This window comes from Chitinophaga pinensis DSM 2588 (genome assembly GCF_000024005.1).
Taxonomy (GTDB): Bacteria; Bacteroidota; Bacteroidia; order Chitinophagales; family Chitinophagaceae; genus Chitinophaga; species Chitinophaga pinensis.
Genome location: NC_013132.1, coordinates 5,994,357 through 6,011,372, shown reverse-complemented (window position 1 = coordinate 6,011,372; position 17,016 = coordinate 5,994,357). Strand labels below are relative to the sequence as shown.

Sequence of the window (17,016 nt, the reverse complement as noted above, 5' to 3'; positions counted from 1 at the left end):
CTGATTCAACACGACACGATATGAAAAAATATATATGGATTATAAGCGGGATGCTGCTGTTCCTGGCAGGCTGTGTGTTCCTCGATAAAGTGGTGCAACCTGCCGATGCCAGACCTGGCGAAGAGATGACCATTACGATGGAAACGCGCATCGATGTAGCAGATGGCGGGCGGTCTAATGTGCGGCTGATCATTGGTTTCCTGGCGCCTAAGAACTGGCAGGCCAGTGCTAACTCCTCCATCACTTATACCACTACAACCTATGGTAGCGGTAAAATGGTACCCGTACCACTGAGTGTAGATGCCGGCGGCGGACAAAACTGGCCGGCAGCCCTGAAGAACCGTTTCGGCATGGGCGGCAACTTTATGGCAGACGACCTGGAATGGGTGGTGTTCTGGACGGAACAGTCCTATAACGTGCCACAGGGCGTAAAAGAGACGATTAATGTAACGATTAAAACAATGCCTGGTCCGGAGAGCGTACAGTTTAAAACCGGTTATTTCGTGGGTACCAGTTCGGAAGGACTCAGCGATGTATTCGGTTCTAACAACGTGTATAAAAGCCGCTTTATGGATTGCTTTACTGTAAGTGATGGTATCAGTGATCTGACTGATTTCTGTAATCCGCAGATCGGGGCGGTAACACCTGGCGTAGCGACAGACAATGACCTGCTGACCGTCTCATTTGATCCGGATGTAGTATCTACAGCCCTCAGCGGAGAAGCGAATATCTATCTGTGTGCGAAAGCATATACCAGTACCGGTAAAGTGCTCGATGCCTGTATACAGACTGACCAGTCGAAGCTGAAGCCTTATACCGGCAGGAAATCGGCTATTACTTTCTGGCCCCGTGCGCATTTCAGTATGCAGGAAGGGGATAAGCTGGAGAAGATAGAATACTTCTTTACAGATGCCAGTGGTACTACAAAAGTGGGTTACAGTAATACGGCCAATCCATTCGTCTACACGTTCAAATGCCAGTAAAACATGTCGCATAAAAATTATACAATGGCACTCAATTATATTCAACGATATATCTCTGCACTTAGCTGTCTGCTATGCCTGCTTTGCGGCAGCGTATACGGGCAGGAGTCTGCTGGTATTAGCGGCAGACTGGTAGATGCTTATGGTCAGCCGCTGGCAAAAGCACTTGTTTACGTTAAGGGAACAGGCGACACCACATTGACTGATGCAGCAGGTAAATTTACATTAGCAGCCGGGCGTAACAGCGTTCTCGTAATGCGATATCCCGGCTATAAACAGCTGCAACATGTTGTGAAAGAAAATACTGTCGTGTTGCGTATGGAGGAAGTTTTTATTCCTAACCCGGAGCACATCCCTGTATTATACGGAGAAGCGGATCGTCGCAGCAGTGTGGGCGCTATAGGCACGGTATATACCAGCCAGTTGTCAGCTACACCGGCTACTTTATATGCCTATGCATTACCTGGACGTCTTGCAGGATTGTATACCCAGCAAACAAGCGGTTTCCGTAATCCGGGTACCGGGAATAACTTTGATGTGGATCAGTTTGTAGGAAACATCCCGAGATCGGGTGCACTGGAAGCGAATGACAACTCGGAGATCAATCTGTGGTTGCGCGGACAAACGCCTGTCACCATCGTAGATGGTGTACAACGGGATGTATATTCTATAGATCCGGAGAATATTGAATCTATCTCGGTACTGAAAGATGGACTGTCTACTATTTTATTGGGACAGCGTAGTTCGCGGGGCGTATTACTGGTGACCACCAAACGTGCCCGTGCCGGTAAACCGCGTCTGTCATTTACCGCACAGACAGCGATACAGCAGTCTTTAAGTATGCCGAAGGCATTACCCGCCTGGCAGTATGCATACCTGTTAAATGAAGCTTTGCAGAATGACGGCAAAGCGCCTTTATACAAGGAAGCAGACATCCGTGCATTCCGTGATCATTCAGATCCTTATGGTCACCCTGATGTGAACTGGTATGACCAGGTATTGAGAGATAATGCGCCTTTGTCAAGATATAATCTGAACATCAACGGCGGTGGCGATGTGGCCCGTTATTCCGTATCACTGAACTATACCGGTCAACAGGGTATCTTCAAATCATCACCAGAGAATAGTTATACGACGAATGCCGGTCTGAAAAGATACCTGATCAACACAGACGTCAATATCGACGTCACCAGTAACCTGAATGTCGGTATGCAGTTATTCGGCCGTTTACAGGAAGGTACACAACCAGGAGCGGGTACCGGTAAAATACTGAATGATCTGCTTTCTACTTCCAATGCAGCCTATCCTATCACCAATATCAACGGCAGCTGGGGTGGTACAGGTAACCTGACCACCAATCTGCTGTCATCTACGGTCAACAGTGGTTATATCCAGGACAATAGCAAAGACGTGATGGCGAATGTGGACCTCCGTTATGACCTGGGTGACTGGCTGCCTGGTTTGTCGCTGAAAGGCAAGGGCAACCTGTCGATCCAGTCCGCGAATGCAATCAACCGTAGTAAGCAGGATCTTGTCTATAAAATGAACATCACACAGGGCGATACTACTTATGCCAGGTTTGGACAGGCGGTGACCCAGCACAATGACTTTATCTCTGTTTTCAATGCACAGTATTTCTTCGGACAGGTCTCTCTCAATTATGATCGTCAGTTTGGTGCGCATGGACTGAGTGCCATTGTACTGGCGGACAGAAGACAGACGATCTTCAACTATGACCTTCCCGGTAAAGCCACGAACCTCTCAGCGAAGGCTACCTACAACTATGGCAACCGATACTTTGCGGAGGCTGCCATCAACAGAAGCGGTTATAACCGTTATATGCCCGGCAGACAATACGGTACTTTCTATGCAGGCGGCATCGGCTGGGATATTGCCAGGGAAGCTTTTATGCAGGACCAGGCAGGTTGGCTGAATCAGTTGAAGCTGCGGGCCACCTATGCGCAGACAGGCAATGGAATTGATAATTCGGGCTACTATATCTGGCGTCAGGATTTCAGTGAGAACAATGGTATAGGCGGTGGTATTTATGAACAAGGTACTGCCCGTTCACCAGGATCAGGTTTCCAGGAAAACGGATTGGCGAATACAAACATTTCATGGGAGACAGCCCGTAAGATAGACGTAGGTGTTGACATCTCCCTGTTCAATAACCGTTTGCAGGTAACGGTAGATTATTACCAGGACCGTTACGCGAATCTTTTACAGATAAGAGGTAAGAGTATTGTTTTATCCGGAGCTGCCTATCCACCGGAGAACATCGGCATCAATCTTTACAAAGGAGGAGAGCTGACGGTGACCTGGCAGGCTGATATCAACGACTTTCATTATTTCATCACTGCGAATGGCAGCATGGAGCAGAGCAGGGTGATTTTCATGGATGAACAACGCCGCGATTATGAATGGAATAAACGAACAGGACAGCCGGTAGGTATGCGTTTCGGATATATTGCAGATGGCTTTTTGCAGACAGCCGAAGAAGCTGCCGCTGCGCCTGTCATTACCGGTTACCAGCCATTACCCGGCGATATCAAATATAAAGACCTGAATGAAGACGGTGCGATCAATCAGTTTGATGAAGCGCCTATTGGTAAATCCAGTCCACGTATTTACTATGGCATCAGCGCCGGTATTTCCTGGAAGGGACTGGAATTAAGTGCCTTGTTGCAGGGCGTTAGTAACCGCACGAACTACGTAGCCAATTTTGCTACAGAGTTAGGGTTCCAGTTCCTCAACTTCACTTACGGACAGGCTTACGAACAGATCACTGGCCGCTGGACACCTGAAACAGCCGGTACTGCCACCTATCCTCGTTTGTCGGCAGATGCAAACTACAATTACAATAAAGCCAGTTCTACTTTCTGGGTGCGTAACGGCAATTACTTCCGTCTGAAGAATGTGAGCATTGCCTATAACCTGCCTTATGTATGGGTGCAGCGACTGAAACTGGGCGGGGTGAAAATCTTTGCCAATGGGTTAAACCTGTTCACACATGCGCCTTATGATTTTGTAGATCCAGAGGTAGGAGTAGGCGCCTATCCGATTCAACGGGTATTGAATACAGGTCTGAATATTAAGTTCTAGTCAGCCATTTAAATGAAGTAACATGAAGCAATTCCCAACTATATTTCTCCTGGCCGGCTTCCTGATTGCCCTGGTGGCCTGCCAAAAGGATTACGAAGCGGTACCGCTTGAGAAAGTGACGATAGAATATGTCTTTGATAAAGACGATTCCCTGGGTACTTATGCGAATAAGTTCCTGAATACGGTGTATTCCAAATTACCCGGCGGTTACAACCGCGTAGGCGGAGATCTGCTGGATGCAGCCTCTGATGATGCTATTTCTGGTTTTACGGGTACTACCAGCGTGTCTAAACTGGCGACAGGCGCTTATACCTCTTTTGAGACGATTGCGGAAGAAACACCCTGGAACAGCGCTTATTCGGCTATCCGGGCGGCAAGCATCTTTGTGTCCAATATCAATATTTCTCCGGTGAAGGATAAGTTGCCAAATGGTAATTCTGTGCGTTATGCCTGGAAGGCGGAGGCGCGGTTTATCAGGGCGCTGTTTTATTTCGAATTACTGAAGCGTTATGGAGGTGTGCCTCTGATGGGTGATGAAGTAAGGGAATTAGGAGATGATGTACAGGTGCCACGTAGTTCTTTTGAGGAATGCGTACAGTATATCGTTGGTGAATGTGATGCGATCAAGGATAGTCTGCGTCCGAATCCCGTTGTAGCGCCGGAGCTGAACAGTCACCGTGCTACCAGAGGTGCAGCACTTGCATTAAAAGCAAAGGTATTATTGTATGCTGCGAGTCCGCTGTTTAACGGAGAGAATATCGATGCAGGCAATCCACTCACCGGTTATACCGGCTATAATAAAGAGCGCTGGAAACTGGCGGCAGATGCAGCAAAAGCGTTGATAGATGAAAAGACTTTTTCTTTGCTGCCTAACTTCAAAGATATCTTCATCACACAGAATAACAGTGAGGTCATCTTTTTCCGTCAGGGAGGCAATACAACGGATATAGAATCAACGAACGGTCCCGTAGGTTTTGCGCAGGTAGCCCGTGGTCGTACCAATCCGACACAGGAGTTGATAGATGCGTTTCCTACGGATGCAGGGTTACCCATTACCGACCCGGCCTCAGGATATGATGCGAATGCGCCTTATGCACATCGTGATCCACGTCTGACCATGAGCATCATTTACAATGGTACGAGATGGCTGAATACGGAGATACAAACGTATGAAGGCGGTCAGCACAGACCAGGCGGAGCGGAACCTGGTACCAAGACAGGGTACTATATGCGCAAGTTCATGGGCAATTTTGAGAATGCGACCCAATACAGTAATACCAGTCATGACTGGATACTGCTGCGCTATACCGAAGTGCTGCTCAATTTCGCAGAAGCGGAAAACGAATACAATGGGCCAACAGGAGAGGTGTACCAGGTATTGAAAGACCTGCGTGCCCGTGCCGGTATCACACCTGGAGATAATGGGCTGTATGGCTTACGTCCGGGTTTATCTCAGGATGAAATGCGTGAGCAGATCCGCAATGAGCGTCGTATAGAGCTGGCTTTTGAAGAGCATCGTTTCTGGGATATCCGTCGCTGGAAGATCGCACAGCAGGTGTATGGTAATCCGCTGCATGGCATGAGCATCATCCGCAACGGTGGAGATCTGTCTTATAGCGTAGCGGAAGTCTTCAAACCGGTATTCAGTGCCCCGAAAATGTACCTGTATCCTATACCGTACGACGAGGTAGTGAAAAACGACAATATGCGCCAGAATCCTGGATGGTAAGCTTTATTCCTGACATGAAATCAACTGATTGAAGATGAAATATATTTTACTGTTGCTGCTGTTGGCCATTTCCCTGTCTTCGATGGCACAGCAAAAAAGCATAAGCGGTACTGTGAAAGACCTGAATGGCGTATTGCCTGGTGCGGCAGTTGTCGAGAAGGGCGTGCCTACCAATGGGGCTATTACAGATGCGGACGGCCGGTTTAAACTGACCCTGAAGGGGAAGTCGAATGCGGTGATCGTGAAGCTGATCGGGTTTACGACCCAGGAAATCAGTGTAACAGGTTTAGTGACCCTTGATGTCATATTACAACCTGCTACACAGGGGATCGATGAAGTAGTGGTGGTGGGTTTTACGCAGACAAGACGTATTACAAATACCGGTGCGGTAAGTGGTATCACCGGGGCTGAGATCAGGAATGTACCTACTGCCAACGTGCAGAATACTCTGATGGGTAAGCTGCCAGGATTTGTGTCGCAGCAACGTTCCGGTCAGCCGGGAAGAGATGCTTCCGACTTTTTTATCCGTGGTGTGAGTTCGCTGAACAGCGAGGGAAATAAACCACTGATCATCGTGGATGATATTGAATACTCTTACGACCAGTTGCAACAGATCAACGTCAATGAGATTGAAAGTATCTCTATCCTGAAAGATGCGTCCACTACCGCGATCTATGGTATCAAGGGCGCTAACGGCGTACTGGTGGTGACGACCCGCAGAGGTAAAAGCGGTCGTCCGCAGGTAAACGTACGAGCAGAATCAGGCTTACAGGCGCCGGTAAAGACGCCCAGGTTGCTGGATGCTTACAATACGGGATTGCTGGTGAATGAAGCGTATAGGAATGACGGTCTGACGCCACTGTTTACGGATGCGGACCTGGAGCTGTTCAGGAACGGGAAAGATCCTTATGGTCATCCGAATATCAACTGGTATGAAACGGTGTTTAAGAAATTTGCACAGCAGGCGAATACAAACGTCGATATCTCCGGTGGAACAGAGGCGGTGAAGTATTTTATTTCCGGTGGATTTTTAACACAGAACGGACTTGTAAAGGACTTTTCTGATCCCCGTAATGAAGTGAATACAAACTATTTCTTCCGCAGGTATAACTTCCGCTCCAATCTCGATATGTGGGCAAATAAGACGCTGACACTGCGTCTTGACCTGACAGCTCGTTTTGGTGATATCAATGAGCCACATGCAGCCAATGTGGTATCGGAAGTCTATAATTTTGAAAAGATACATCCTTATTCCGCGCCTATCATGAACCCGGATGGTAGTTATGCATTTGCGGTGGATACAAAGGATAAGTTACCGACGATCAATGCCCGTCTGGCGAATGGGGGTTATACCCGTAGTAAGCGTACAGACTTTAATGCCTTATTTGGCGCTACGCAGCAACTGGACTTTATGACGAAAGGCTTGTCCCTGACGGCCCGTGTGGCTTATGCCGGTGTGGAGCAGTATTCCAGGAACCTGTTCCGTTCTGCAGATCCGCCTTCTTATCATTATAATCCGGTGGATGGTTCTTATACGCTGGATCCCCGTGGAAACTACCGTTTGCAGGCTTATCGTGTGACGGGCAATACGGACCTGTACAGCCGGAATGTGAACACGCAGGCATTCCTCAATTACGACCGTAGCTTTGGCGCCCATACCTTTAACTCACTCATACTATACAATAGGCAGAGTTATGCCTTTAAGTCGGATGTTCCGGCCAACTTCCGCGGACTTTCCTTCAAGGCCGGCTACAACTATCAACAGAAATATCTGATCGATTTTAATGGGGCTTATAATGGTTCTGACCGTTTTCAGGCGAAGAAAAGGAATGGTTTTTTCCCGGCAGTGGGCGTGGGCTGGAATATTTCGCAGGAGTCGTTCTTTAAGGAACGTAACCTGCCTTTCAGTCTGCTGAAACTGCGTGGTTCCTATGGCGTAGTAGGCTCTGATGTGACGTCGGGCAACCGTTATCTCTATCGTCAGGAGTATTATTATAGCGGTGGTTATTCCTTCGGGGAAAATGACTCCCAACAAGGTTCTATTTATGAAGGAGAACTGGGCAATATGGACGTAAGCTGGGAAAAGGCGAGGAAAGCAGATGTGGGTATCGATATGAACCTGTTTAAAGACAAGCTTTCTGTGACGGTCGATTATTTCCATGATATCCGCTATGATCAGCTGGTGCGGAAGGGTTCTATTCCTGGTATTATCGGTATTGGTTTCAGTCCGACGAATGTGGCCAGAACGAGCAACAAAGGTTTCGACGGACAGATCAACTACCGTGGCAGCATCCGCCGTGTAAACTTCACCACCAGCCTGGTATTCCAGCATTTCAAGAACAAGGTACTGTTCAAGGATGAAGCACAGCCGGCTTTCCCCTGGTTGAGAGAAACGGGTCGTCCTATCGATCAGCCATTCGGCTATACTTTTATCGGGTATTATACACCGGAGGATATTCAGAAGATCCAGGCGAACACACATGACAAACCAGCTACACCGCTGAGTGAATATCCGATCCAGGCAGGTGATCTGAAATACAGGGATCTTAACAACGACGGTATTATTGATAATAATGACAGGGGACCTATCGGTCGTCCGAATCTGGCCAATACGGTGCTGGGTCTAACACTGGCAGCTAACTACAAAGGGTTTAGTGTGAGTCTGCTGTTCCAGGGTGCGTTTGGATATAGTTTCAGTGTGGTAGGTACCGGTATCGAGACTTTCCAGAGTCAGTTTCAGCCTATCCACCAGGAAAGATGGACACCGGAGAATGCGGATAACGCACAGTTCCCACGTCTGACCAGCAATCCGACTACTGTAAATAGTGCGCGCACCTATATGTCAGATTTTTGGTTGATCGATGCGCGTTATGTACGTCTGAAAACGATCGATCTGGGGTATCAGTTGCCAAGCCGCTGGTTACCACAACGCCTTAACAACGCACGACTGTACCTGAGTGCCTATAACCTTTTAACATGGACCAACTACGATAAGTACCAGCAGGACCCTGAGGTATCCAGTAACTCTGCGGGCGACGCCTATATCAATCAGCGCGTTGTCAATCTGGGGGTGCAGATCGGTTTTAAATAAACACAAACTAACGAGGAAAATTTGCTAAAATGTTGAGAAACAAACGATGGGCGCTTTCAGCGGTCTTAGGGATATTATGCCTGGCAGCAAACGGACAGGAAAAGATCATGACCTTAAACAGCAGCAATGCGGCCGTAAGCTGGAAAGTGAAAGCGGCAGCGGAGCTGGGACAGACAACGGATATTCATGCAACAGCTTACAACGACCAGCAATGGGTGAAAGGGATTGTACCCGGGACGGTGTTTGGCTCATTTGTGGCCGCCGGATTAGAGAAAGATCCTAACTATGCGGATAACATTTACCAGGTAGATAAAGCGAAGTATGACCGGGATTTCTGGTATCGCAGCACGTTTAAGTTTTCCCGCCGGAAGGCAGGAGAGCAGCAATGGCTCAACTTTGAAGGCGTGAACCGGAAAGCGGAAGTATTCCTGAATGGCCATCGGCTTGGTTTACTGGACGGCTTTATGGACCGGGGAAAGTTTGACGTGACGAACCTGTTACGGTATGATCAGCCGAATGTACTGGCCTTGCTGGTGAGCTGGCCAGGTACGCCTATCGTGAACTATTCAAGTCCGACGTATATTTCCAGCGCCAGCTGGGACTGGATGCCCTATGTACCCGGACTGAACATGGGTATTACGGATGATGTATACATTACCGGTTCCGGCGCAATCACTATCCAGGACCCATGGGTACGTACCAGTGCCGCGGATACCTCACTCGCTAAACTGAGTATTTCGATGGAGTTGGATAATCATTCTGCACAGGCACAGGAGGGTACCATTTCCGGCACGATTCAGCCGGGTAATATCCGATTCTCAAAGAATGTAAAACTATCAGCCGGACAAACGGAACAAGTCTCTTTTCAGCCGGAAATAGCCCATCCTGCGCTTTGGTGGCCGAACGGGTATGGCAGTCAGCCCTTATATACCTGTGACCTGCAATTCACCGTAAAAGACAGCGTGTCTGACAGCCATAACGTGACTTTCGGTGTGAGACGTTTCAGTTATGACACCACAGGTGGTGTCTTGCATATCTATATCAACGGGCAAAAGATCTTCATCAAGGGCGGTAACTGGGGGATGTCGGAGTACCTGTTACGTTGTCGTGGCAGTGAATATGATACGAAGCTAAAGCTGCATCGTGAGATGAATTTTAATATGGTGCGCAACTGGATTGGAAGTACGACAGATGAAGAATTCTATACTGCCTGTGATAGATATGGCTTGCTGGTATGGGATGATTTCTGGTTGAACTCACATCCCAATCTGCCTAAAGATATCTTTGCTTTCAACAGGAATGCGGTGGAGAAGATCAAGCGGCTTCGTAATCATGCCAGTATCGCGGTATGGTGTGGCGATAATGAAGGTTATCCTTTACCACCTTTGAATAATTGGTTGAAAGAGGACGTCAGCACATTTGATGGGAATGACCGTTTGTATCAGGCGAATTCTCATGCTGATGGTCTGACGGGTAGTGGTCCGTGGACGAACTTTGCACCCGCCTGGTATTTTACCAGATTTCCCGGTGGATTTGGCGGTACGCCCGGATGGGGGCTACGTACTGAGATCGGTACGGCGGTGTTTCCTTCTTTTGAAAGCTTTAAACAGTTTATGCCGGACAGCAGCTGGTGGCCACGTAATAAAATGTGGGACCTGCATTTCTTTGGTCCGTCGGCGGCTAATGCTGGTCCGGACAGATATGACGAAGCGATCAACAAAGGTTACGGTACTGCCAGCGGTATTGAAGACTATTGCCGGAAGGCGCAGCTGGTGAATATTGAAGTCAACAAGGCGATGTATGAGGGTTGGTTACATAATATGTGGAAGGATGCATCGGGTATTATGACCTGGATGAGTCAATCTGCTTATCCGAGTATGGTATGGCAGACTTACGACTATTACTATGACCTGACAGGCGCTTACTGGGGCGTGAAAAAAGCCTGCGAGCCTTTGCACATTCAATGGAGTGCGGCGGATAATTCCGTGAAGGTGGTGAATACTACTTTACAGGATTATAGTAACCTGAAGGCGGAAGCGATTGTATACAATATGGATGGAACGATTGCTAAACAGATTGGTCAGACAGCGACTGTCCGTGCCGCTGCGAATAATACAACGCCTTGTTTTGATCTGAATTTTAATGCAGACAATCTGGCATTCAGGAAGACAGTGGTAGCTTCCTCTTCTTCTCCGGAGAGTGCAGGCACTGCTGCCGCAGCAGATGGCAGTGTAGGTTCCCGCTGGAGCAGTAATTACAACGACAATGAATGGATCTATGTGGATCTGGGTGTTGCGCAGGAGATCAGTAATGTCGTATTGATCTGGGAAGACGCACATGCGGCAGCTTATAATTTACAGGTCTCTGATGATGCGCAGTCCTGGACAGATGTCTATAAGACAGAGACCAGTAAAGGCGGTACTGAAACCATTGCTTTACAGGCGGTGAAGGCGCGTTATGTAAGAATGCTCGGACGTAAGCGGGCTTCACAATGGGGGTATTCTTTGTATGAGTTGGAGGTATATGGGAAACGTAGTGCGACCCTTTCAGAAGTGCAATTTATACGCTTGCGCCTGAGTGATGCCAAAGGTAGTCTGCAATCTGATAATTTCTATTGGAGAGGCAACCGGAATGGTGATTATACGGCCTTGAATCAATTACCGGCAGTACAGCTGAAGGTGGGTTCGAAGGCGGTGCAGGTGAGTGATAGTACACGTATTACAGCGACGGTGAGCAATCCTTCCAATGCTGCCGGACCTGCATTTGCGGTATGTGTGCAGGTAGTGAGAGCGGATAACAATGAGCGGGTATTACCGCTTGTGATGAGTGACAACTATTTCACTTTGCTGAAAGGTGAAAGCAAACAGCTGGAGATCTCTTTTGAGAAGCGATTGCTGGAGAGTGGTAAGTACAAATTGATCGTTACACCTTACAATCATAAATAGCTGGTCTTTTTCCTTTCATAGCATCAAAGTTTCCCGTTATCGGGAAGCTTTGATTTGTTTTGCGAGGTTCCCAAGGAGTTTTAGTTTCCGTTTGAGGTCTTCGGACCAGCTTAGTCCGATAGACAGTCGCATACAGTTTTCAAACTGATCCTGTAAAGAAAACATCCTCCCTGGGGCAATACTTATTTTCTGTTTCATAGCCAGTTCGAACAGTTCCGTCGTGTTAATCCCTTTATCAAACTCCACCCAGATGGAGAGGCCTCCTTGCGGTCTGCTGGTCTTTGTACCCTCCGGGAAATATGCGGCAATGCTTTCTGTATAATGCTGATAATTGCTGTGTAATATCCTTCTGAATTGCCGGAGATGATTTTCATAATGTCCGCTTGTGAGAAAATTAGCGACTGCTTCCTGTGTGATGGCAGGAGCAGAGATGGCGTGCACCAGCTTCAGCTTTAATATTTTGTCTTTGAATTTTCCGGGAGCCACCCAACCTACACGATAGCCCGGTGCGAGTGTTTTAGAAACAGAGCTGCACCAGAGCACCATTCCTTCGGTGTCAAATGCCTTACAACAGGAGGGGCGGTGTCCGCTGAAATAAAGGTCGCCATAGATATCGTCTTCTATGAGTGGTACCTTATGCTCAGCAAGGAGATGGACGATTGCTTGCTTGTTTTCTTCCGGCATGTAGCTGCCGAGAGGTGTATTGAAATTAGGGACCAGTAGACAGAGATTAATTTTGGTAACGACTTTTTTTAATGCTGCTATTTCGATACCGGTGATGGGATGCGTCGGTAATTCCAGGACTTTTAATCCAAGGCTTTTAGCGAGTTGGAGGGTGCCGGGATAACAGGGACTTTCTATCGCAATGGTATCTCCGGCTTTTGCCAGTGCCATCATACAAAAGGAAAGGGCATTCATGCCGCCGGCGGTAGTAACAAGGTCGACTTCCTGCAGGTTACCGCCCCAATAGATAGAACGGGCGGCAACGGCTCTTCTCAGTTTCTCATTGCCCTGTAGTGTCTCATAGGCGGTACCACCGTCGGCCAGGTTTCTTGTTGCGTTGATTAGTTCTTTATTGAGTTTTGCTAATGGTAATAGCTCATTGGCAGGTACACCTACAGAGAAACGTGTCAATGCGGTGTTGCCGATATTGGCATAGACCCTGCTGATCAGTTCTTCCGGTTCTTTATTGCTGATTTTTCCCGAAGGATTGCTGATATCGGGTAGGGGAAGTCTGCGAACCGGTTGCCGGCATACATAGTATCCAGATTGTGGAATAGACTCAATCAGTGATTGCGCTTCCAGTTCGAGAAAGATCCTTTTGGCGGTATTCATACTGATACCGTATTCCTGGCAGAGATTTCTGACGGAGGGCAGGCGATCTCCCGGTTGCAGGATCTGTTTCTTTATGAGTTCACCGAGCTGATTGGATATCTCTATGTATAAGAAATCATTTTTCATGTAGCGTACTAACTGTGTCCATAAAGATAGTTCAAACTGAGACTGTATTCATTTAATTACCCCCTATACTTTTGTAGAAACAAACCATTATTATGTCAGCGATCATTATCAAAACCGGCAGGGAGCATATGGATGTGGAGATGATACACCGTTTTTTATCAGAAGATTCTTATTGGGCAAAAGGGATCTCTTATACGTTTGTAGCACAGTCACTGGCGCATTCCTTTTGTGTCGGTGCTTTTATAGGAGATCAGCAGGTAGGCTTCGGGCGTGTGATAACGGATTATTACACCTTCGGCTGGTTTGCGGATATATTTGTATTACCGGCATATCGTGGACAGGGGATATCGAAAGAAATAGTAGGGCATATCATGGATTTGCCCTGGTCGAAGCGGTTAAGGAGGAAGATGTTAAATACGAGTGATGCGCATGGGTTGTACCGGCAGTTTGATTTTAAGGAGCTTAAATCTCCTGCCAATGTGCTGGAGGTACATCAGCCGGATATTCATTTACAGGTGAGGGAGTAGTGCGCTTTAAACCTTTTATGCCAATGAATGGTTATTCTTTGCATGATGAAAAACACCGAAGTTATCATTGGCGGATATCCGGCGTTTACCCTGTTGACCTACTAAGTGGAACGCTGTTATAAAGAGTTCCGCAGGATCAGCCGGAACGGATTCTTGACACGTCCGAGTTGTTTATCTTTAATCATCATTGCTGCTGCGGCACCCATCTCTTCGTGATCTGTAGAAATAACCGTGATCCCATCCAGTAATATCTCTTTCAGTAAAGTCTCGTTATAAGAAACGATCCCTACGTCTTCTCCGATCTTCAGTTGATTATTCCGGCAGATCTTGACAAGGTTCACCAGGTCTGTTTCTTCGATGATAATATATGCCTGTCCCTGTGTAACCGGCGTATGCATTTCGATACCTTCTATGACGGAGAAATTAAAATCCTGCATACGACAGAAATACCGGAACCCTTTCTCAATCTCAGGAGGGTAGGGTGTGAATCCGGGATTTACAAAGACAAGGCTGTTATACTTTTTCAAAGCCGGCAGGGCCTCATGTAAAGCTTCGTAAATATCTTTTTCAAAGTTCTGGTACACAATACCATATTGTCCTTTAAGTTCCTGTGCATCTTTGTCCAGCAGGATCAGTTGACCAGGTGGTATCTTTTTCAGGATGTCCAGTACTTTTTCCGGTTGTTCGTAAAAATGAGGCATGATGACATAGTAGTCATAGTCTCCCAGGTGATTGCTGATCAGGTTCTCGAAGAGTGCGACACTATGATGGTGGATATGCAGGTCTACAAATACATTGTCTCCCAATGTCTTTACAAAGGCGTTATAGACCTGTTTTTTATAGTTACTTATTTTGTTGAATAGTAATAAGACTCTTAGCGGAATGGCGATATCGGTCCGGTTGATGAAATAACCTTTTCCCTTTACGGAGATAATAACTTTCTTGTCTCTCAGTTCTTTATACGCTTTTTCTACGGTACCTCTGGAAAGCAGATATTGTTCACTCAGTTCATTGATAGAGGGTATTTGCTGATCGCGGGTCAACAGACCATCACGTACGGCTGCCATAATGGACTCCGCGATCTGGATGTAAACGGGAATTTTGCTATTTGTATCAATCTGCAAGTCTTTCATTCCGGGAAAATAGCAAAGAATTGGGAAATGATAGCAATGTAATACTGCCTAGTGCAATTGCGCACAGTACTAATATTGGTCTGCCATTCCATTCACCCGCCGTGTTACTCATGAACATGGAAACGACGGGTAGTCCGATACCACCTCCGACAAAATAAGCGGTGGTGGTCAGACTGCCACTTACGCCCAGCTGCTCAGTCGGTACTTTCTCCATGGCAATGACAGAATAGCCGGTGAAGCAGAGTGTCATGCCTATGCCGGCAATCAGGGAACCGCCGGCCAGCAGGAAGAAGAGGCTCTGATAATATACCGCCGCTACCAGGGAGAGTGTACCTGCCAGCATAGAAGAGGCGCCGAGTAGGGCAATCGTTTTTGCAGGTATTCTGCGGGATAGTACGGGTAAGCCGAAGCGGCCGATGAGTATAGATAAAACGTTGAAGGGCATCATGATAAAGCCTGATTCAGCGGCAGAGAAGTGAAAGTTTTGCTGTATGAGGAAGCTCATAAGGAACAGGTAGCCGGTGAAAAGAGCGCCCAGGAGAATGAAAAGCGTATTGCCTTTTCTCAGTGAAGGCAAGGCCAATACCTTTAGGTCTAAAAGCGGTATTGGCTGCGTTTTAAGCCGTTTATAGAGATATAAGCTGGTAACGACCAGTAATAACAGGAAACCGGCGATTTTCAGCCTGTTTTCTGCTGGTTTTGATAATAGTTCCGTGGCCCAGGTCAATGAAAGCATTGCTGCGACCAATGCGATGGCGGCAGGAATATCGGGCAGTTTGCTATGGGACTTTTCATCATTTTCCAGGTACAGGTAGGCAATTACGATTACTATCAGCAGGATGGGTACATTGATCAGGAAGACCCATGACCAGCCGAGGTAACTGGCAATAATACCTCCGACAGACAGGCCCGCGGCGGAACCTGTGGCCGCAAAAGAGCCAAAGATACCGATGGCCCTGCTGCGCTCCCGGGACGCTGTAAAATAATAATTGACGATAGAGAATGCGGAGGGCATGATCAATGCGGCGCCTAGTCCCTGTAATGTCCTGAAGAGTAAGAGGGCGTGGTAGGTCTGTGATAAGCCGGCTCCTAAGGAGGTCAGCAGGAAGATGATCGCGCCCCAGATAAAGACAGTTTTCCGGCCCATGAAGTCCGACAATTTACCACCAAGGATCAGAAAACATCCATAAATCAGCACATATACACTCTGAAGTTTATAGCTTGAATCATTTGTTAATCCCAGGTCCTTTTCGATCTTTGGCAGCGCCAGATTAATGATTGCGATATCCAGTGCTTCTACAAAAATGCCCATGGAGGCGATGACCAGTATCAATTTCTTATTCAACAACTTCATACGGCAAAAGTATAAATGACATTTCATTTGAATTGCCATTTAAGTAATTTTGGTACAAATGGATGTTTTTATTGCTACAAAATAGTCATTTGTGCTATTTTGGACTATAAATCTATATGGCAGCAGGACAATTACCTGCCAGGCAGGTGTCATAAGTGAGGGGAGCGCATCATCCGTCAATGACAACTTCATCAATTTTGCCGTCATGGAAGTATACCACGATCTCGTGTCCCTTACCATTTGTAGTATCAAAAGAGATGGACCAGATAGAGCGTTCCTGATTGAAGCGGGGAATTTCCAGGAAGACAGGCGTAAATTCCTGTCGGAAGTGTTTTATCGTGAAATCTTTCTCCCAGTGACGGAATTCTGTTTCGATTGCTGTCTGGATCTGTGGGATATACTTGTCATAGTCTTCCTGAAGGTCAAGGTAAAATTGCTTTTGTTCCTCGTCCGGACCTGGCAGATTACCCTCTACATGTATCTCAATGTTGCCGTTGGAAGGTTTGAAGAATGTATATCCTTCGAAGAAATTCATGGCCTTATCCCTGGTATCTACGAAGCGTAGCTGTCCGAAAAGCTCATCATTGATAACAACAGGTTTTTTGAAGAAGAAATCGAATAATCCCATGGTGTAAAATTACGGAAGTTGTAACATTTCGTACTGTTCTTTCGGGAAATAGCTGAATGATAA

At 47.1% G+C, this 17,016-nt stretch carries 10 protein-coding genes; 6 read left to right on the top strand and 4 right to left on the bottom strand.

Annotation, left to right across the window (positions count from 1 at the left end; all coding sequences use genetic code 11):
* Positions 1-20 precede the first annotated feature (20 nt).
* The 5 genes from CPIN_RS23885 to CPIN_RS23865 are packed head-to-tail and all read left to right on the top strand — an operon-like array spanning position 21 to position 11,850.
* A complete protein-coding gene (locus CPIN_RS23885) occupies positions 21-983 on the top strand; it encodes a DUF4961 domain-containing protein (protein ID WP_083781141.1) in 963 nt (320 codons plus the stop codon).
* Positions 984-1,007: 24 nt separating this feature from the next.
* Positions 1,008-4,085, top strand: coding sequence for a SusC/RagA family TonB-linked outer membrane protein (locus CPIN_RS23880; RefSeq protein WP_012792416.1), 3,078 nt, complete (start codon positions 1,008-1,010; stop codon positions 4,083-4,085).
* A gap of 22 nt (positions 4,086-4,107) precedes the next feature.
* Complete coding sequence (locus CPIN_RS23875; protein ID WP_012792415.1) at positions 4,108-5,814, top strand: RagB/SusD family nutrient uptake outer membrane protein; 1,707 nt, start codon at positions 4,108-4,110, stop codon at positions 5,812-5,814.
* A 34-nt stretch (positions 5,815-5,848) separates the two neighbouring features.
* Positions 5,849-8,905: a SusC/RagA family TonB-linked outer membrane protein gene (locus CPIN_RS23870; RefSeq protein ID WP_012792414.1), complete on the top strand. Its 3,057-nt coding sequence runs from the start codon at positions 5,849-5,851 to the stop codon at positions 8,903-8,905.
* 29 nt (positions 8,906-8,934) lie between these two features.
* Positions 8,935-11,850, top strand: a complete 2,916-nt coding sequence (locus CPIN_RS23865; protein ID WP_012792413.1) for a galactose-binding domain-containing protein — start codon at positions 8,935-8,937, stop codon at positions 11,848-11,850.
* Between the two features lie 36 nt (positions 11,851-11,886).
* Here the strand turns inward: CPIN_RS23865 and CPIN_RS23860 are convergent, their stop codons facing one another.
* Positions 11,887-13,311 (bottom strand): aminotransferase-like domain-containing protein, encoded by a 1,425-nt coding sequence (locus CPIN_RS23860; protein ID WP_012792412.1) that lies wholly within the window; start codon positions 13,309-13,311, stop codon positions 11,887-11,889.
* Between the two features lie 92 nt (positions 13,312-13,403).
* Here CPIN_RS23860 and CPIN_RS23855 point away from each other — a divergent pair, with 92 nt between their 5' ends.
* Positions 13,404-13,838, top strand: coding sequence for a GNAT family N-acetyltransferase (locus CPIN_RS23855; protein ID WP_012792411.1), 435 nt, complete (start codon positions 13,404-13,406; stop codon positions 13,836-13,838).
* Positions 13,839-13,954: 116 nt separating this feature from the next.
* On the opposite strand, the gene CPIN_RS23850 is transcribed toward CPIN_RS23855, so the two are convergent.
* From CPIN_RS23850 to CPIN_RS23840, 3 genes are all read right to left on the bottom strand, one after another.
* Entirely contained in the window at positions 13,955-14,971 is a 1,017-nt protein-coding gene (locus CPIN_RS23850; protein WP_012792410.1) for a GntR family transcriptional regulator, read from the bottom strand.
* Complete coding sequence (locus tag CPIN_RS23845) at positions 14,952-16,325, bottom strand: MFS transporter (RefSeq protein WP_044219579.1); 1,374 nt, start codon at positions 16,323-16,325, stop codon at positions 14,952-14,954. Before CPIN_RS23845 ends, CPIN_RS23850 begins: the two co-directional genes overlap by 20 nt.
* Before the next feature lie 169 nt (positions 16,326-16,494).
* A complete protein-coding gene (locus tag CPIN_RS23840) occupies positions 16,495-16,953 on the bottom strand; it encodes a hypothetical protein (RefSeq protein ID WP_012792408.1) in 459 nt (152 codons plus the stop codon).
* Positions 16,954-17,016 lie beyond the last annotated feature (63 nt).

Coding starts and splice junctions, on each gene's coding strand:
- CPIN_RS23855 (WP_012792411.1), top strand. CDS start 13,404: ATGTCAGCGATCATTATCAAAACCGGCAGGGAGCATATGGATGTGGAG.
- CPIN_RS23865 (WP_012792413.1), top strand. CDS start 8,935: ATGTTGAGAAACAAACGATGGGCGCTTTCAGCGGTCTTAGGGATATTA.
- CPIN_RS23880 (WP_012792416.1), top strand. CDS start 1,008: ATGGCACTCAATTATATTCAACGATATATCTCTGCACTTAGCTGTCTG.
- CPIN_RS23860 (WP_012792412.1), bottom strand. CDS start 13,311: ATGAAAAATGATTTCTTATACATAGAGATATCCAATCAGCTCGGTGAA.
- CPIN_RS23845 (WP_044219579.1), bottom strand. CDS start 16,325: ATGAAGTTGTTGAATAAGAAATTGATACTGGTCATCGCCTCCATGGGC.
- CPIN_RS23840 (WP_012792408.1), bottom strand. CDS start 16,953: ATGGGATTATTCGATTTCTTCTTCAAAAAACCTGTTGTTATCAATGAT.
- CPIN_RS23850 (WP_012792410.1), bottom strand. CDS start 14,971: ATGAAAGACTTGCAGATTGATACAAATAGCAAAATTCCCGTTTACATC.
- CPIN_RS23885 (WP_083781141.1), top strand. CDS start 21: ATGAAAAAATATATATGGATTATAAGCGGGATGCTGCTGTTCCTGGCA.
- CPIN_RS23875 (WP_012792415.1), top strand. CDS start 4,108: ATGAAGCAATTCCCAACTATATTTCTCCTGGCCGGCTTCCTGATTGCC.
- CPIN_RS23870 (WP_012792414.1), top strand. CDS start 5,849: ATGAAATATATTTTACTGTTGCTGCTGTTGGCCATTTCCCTGTCTTCG.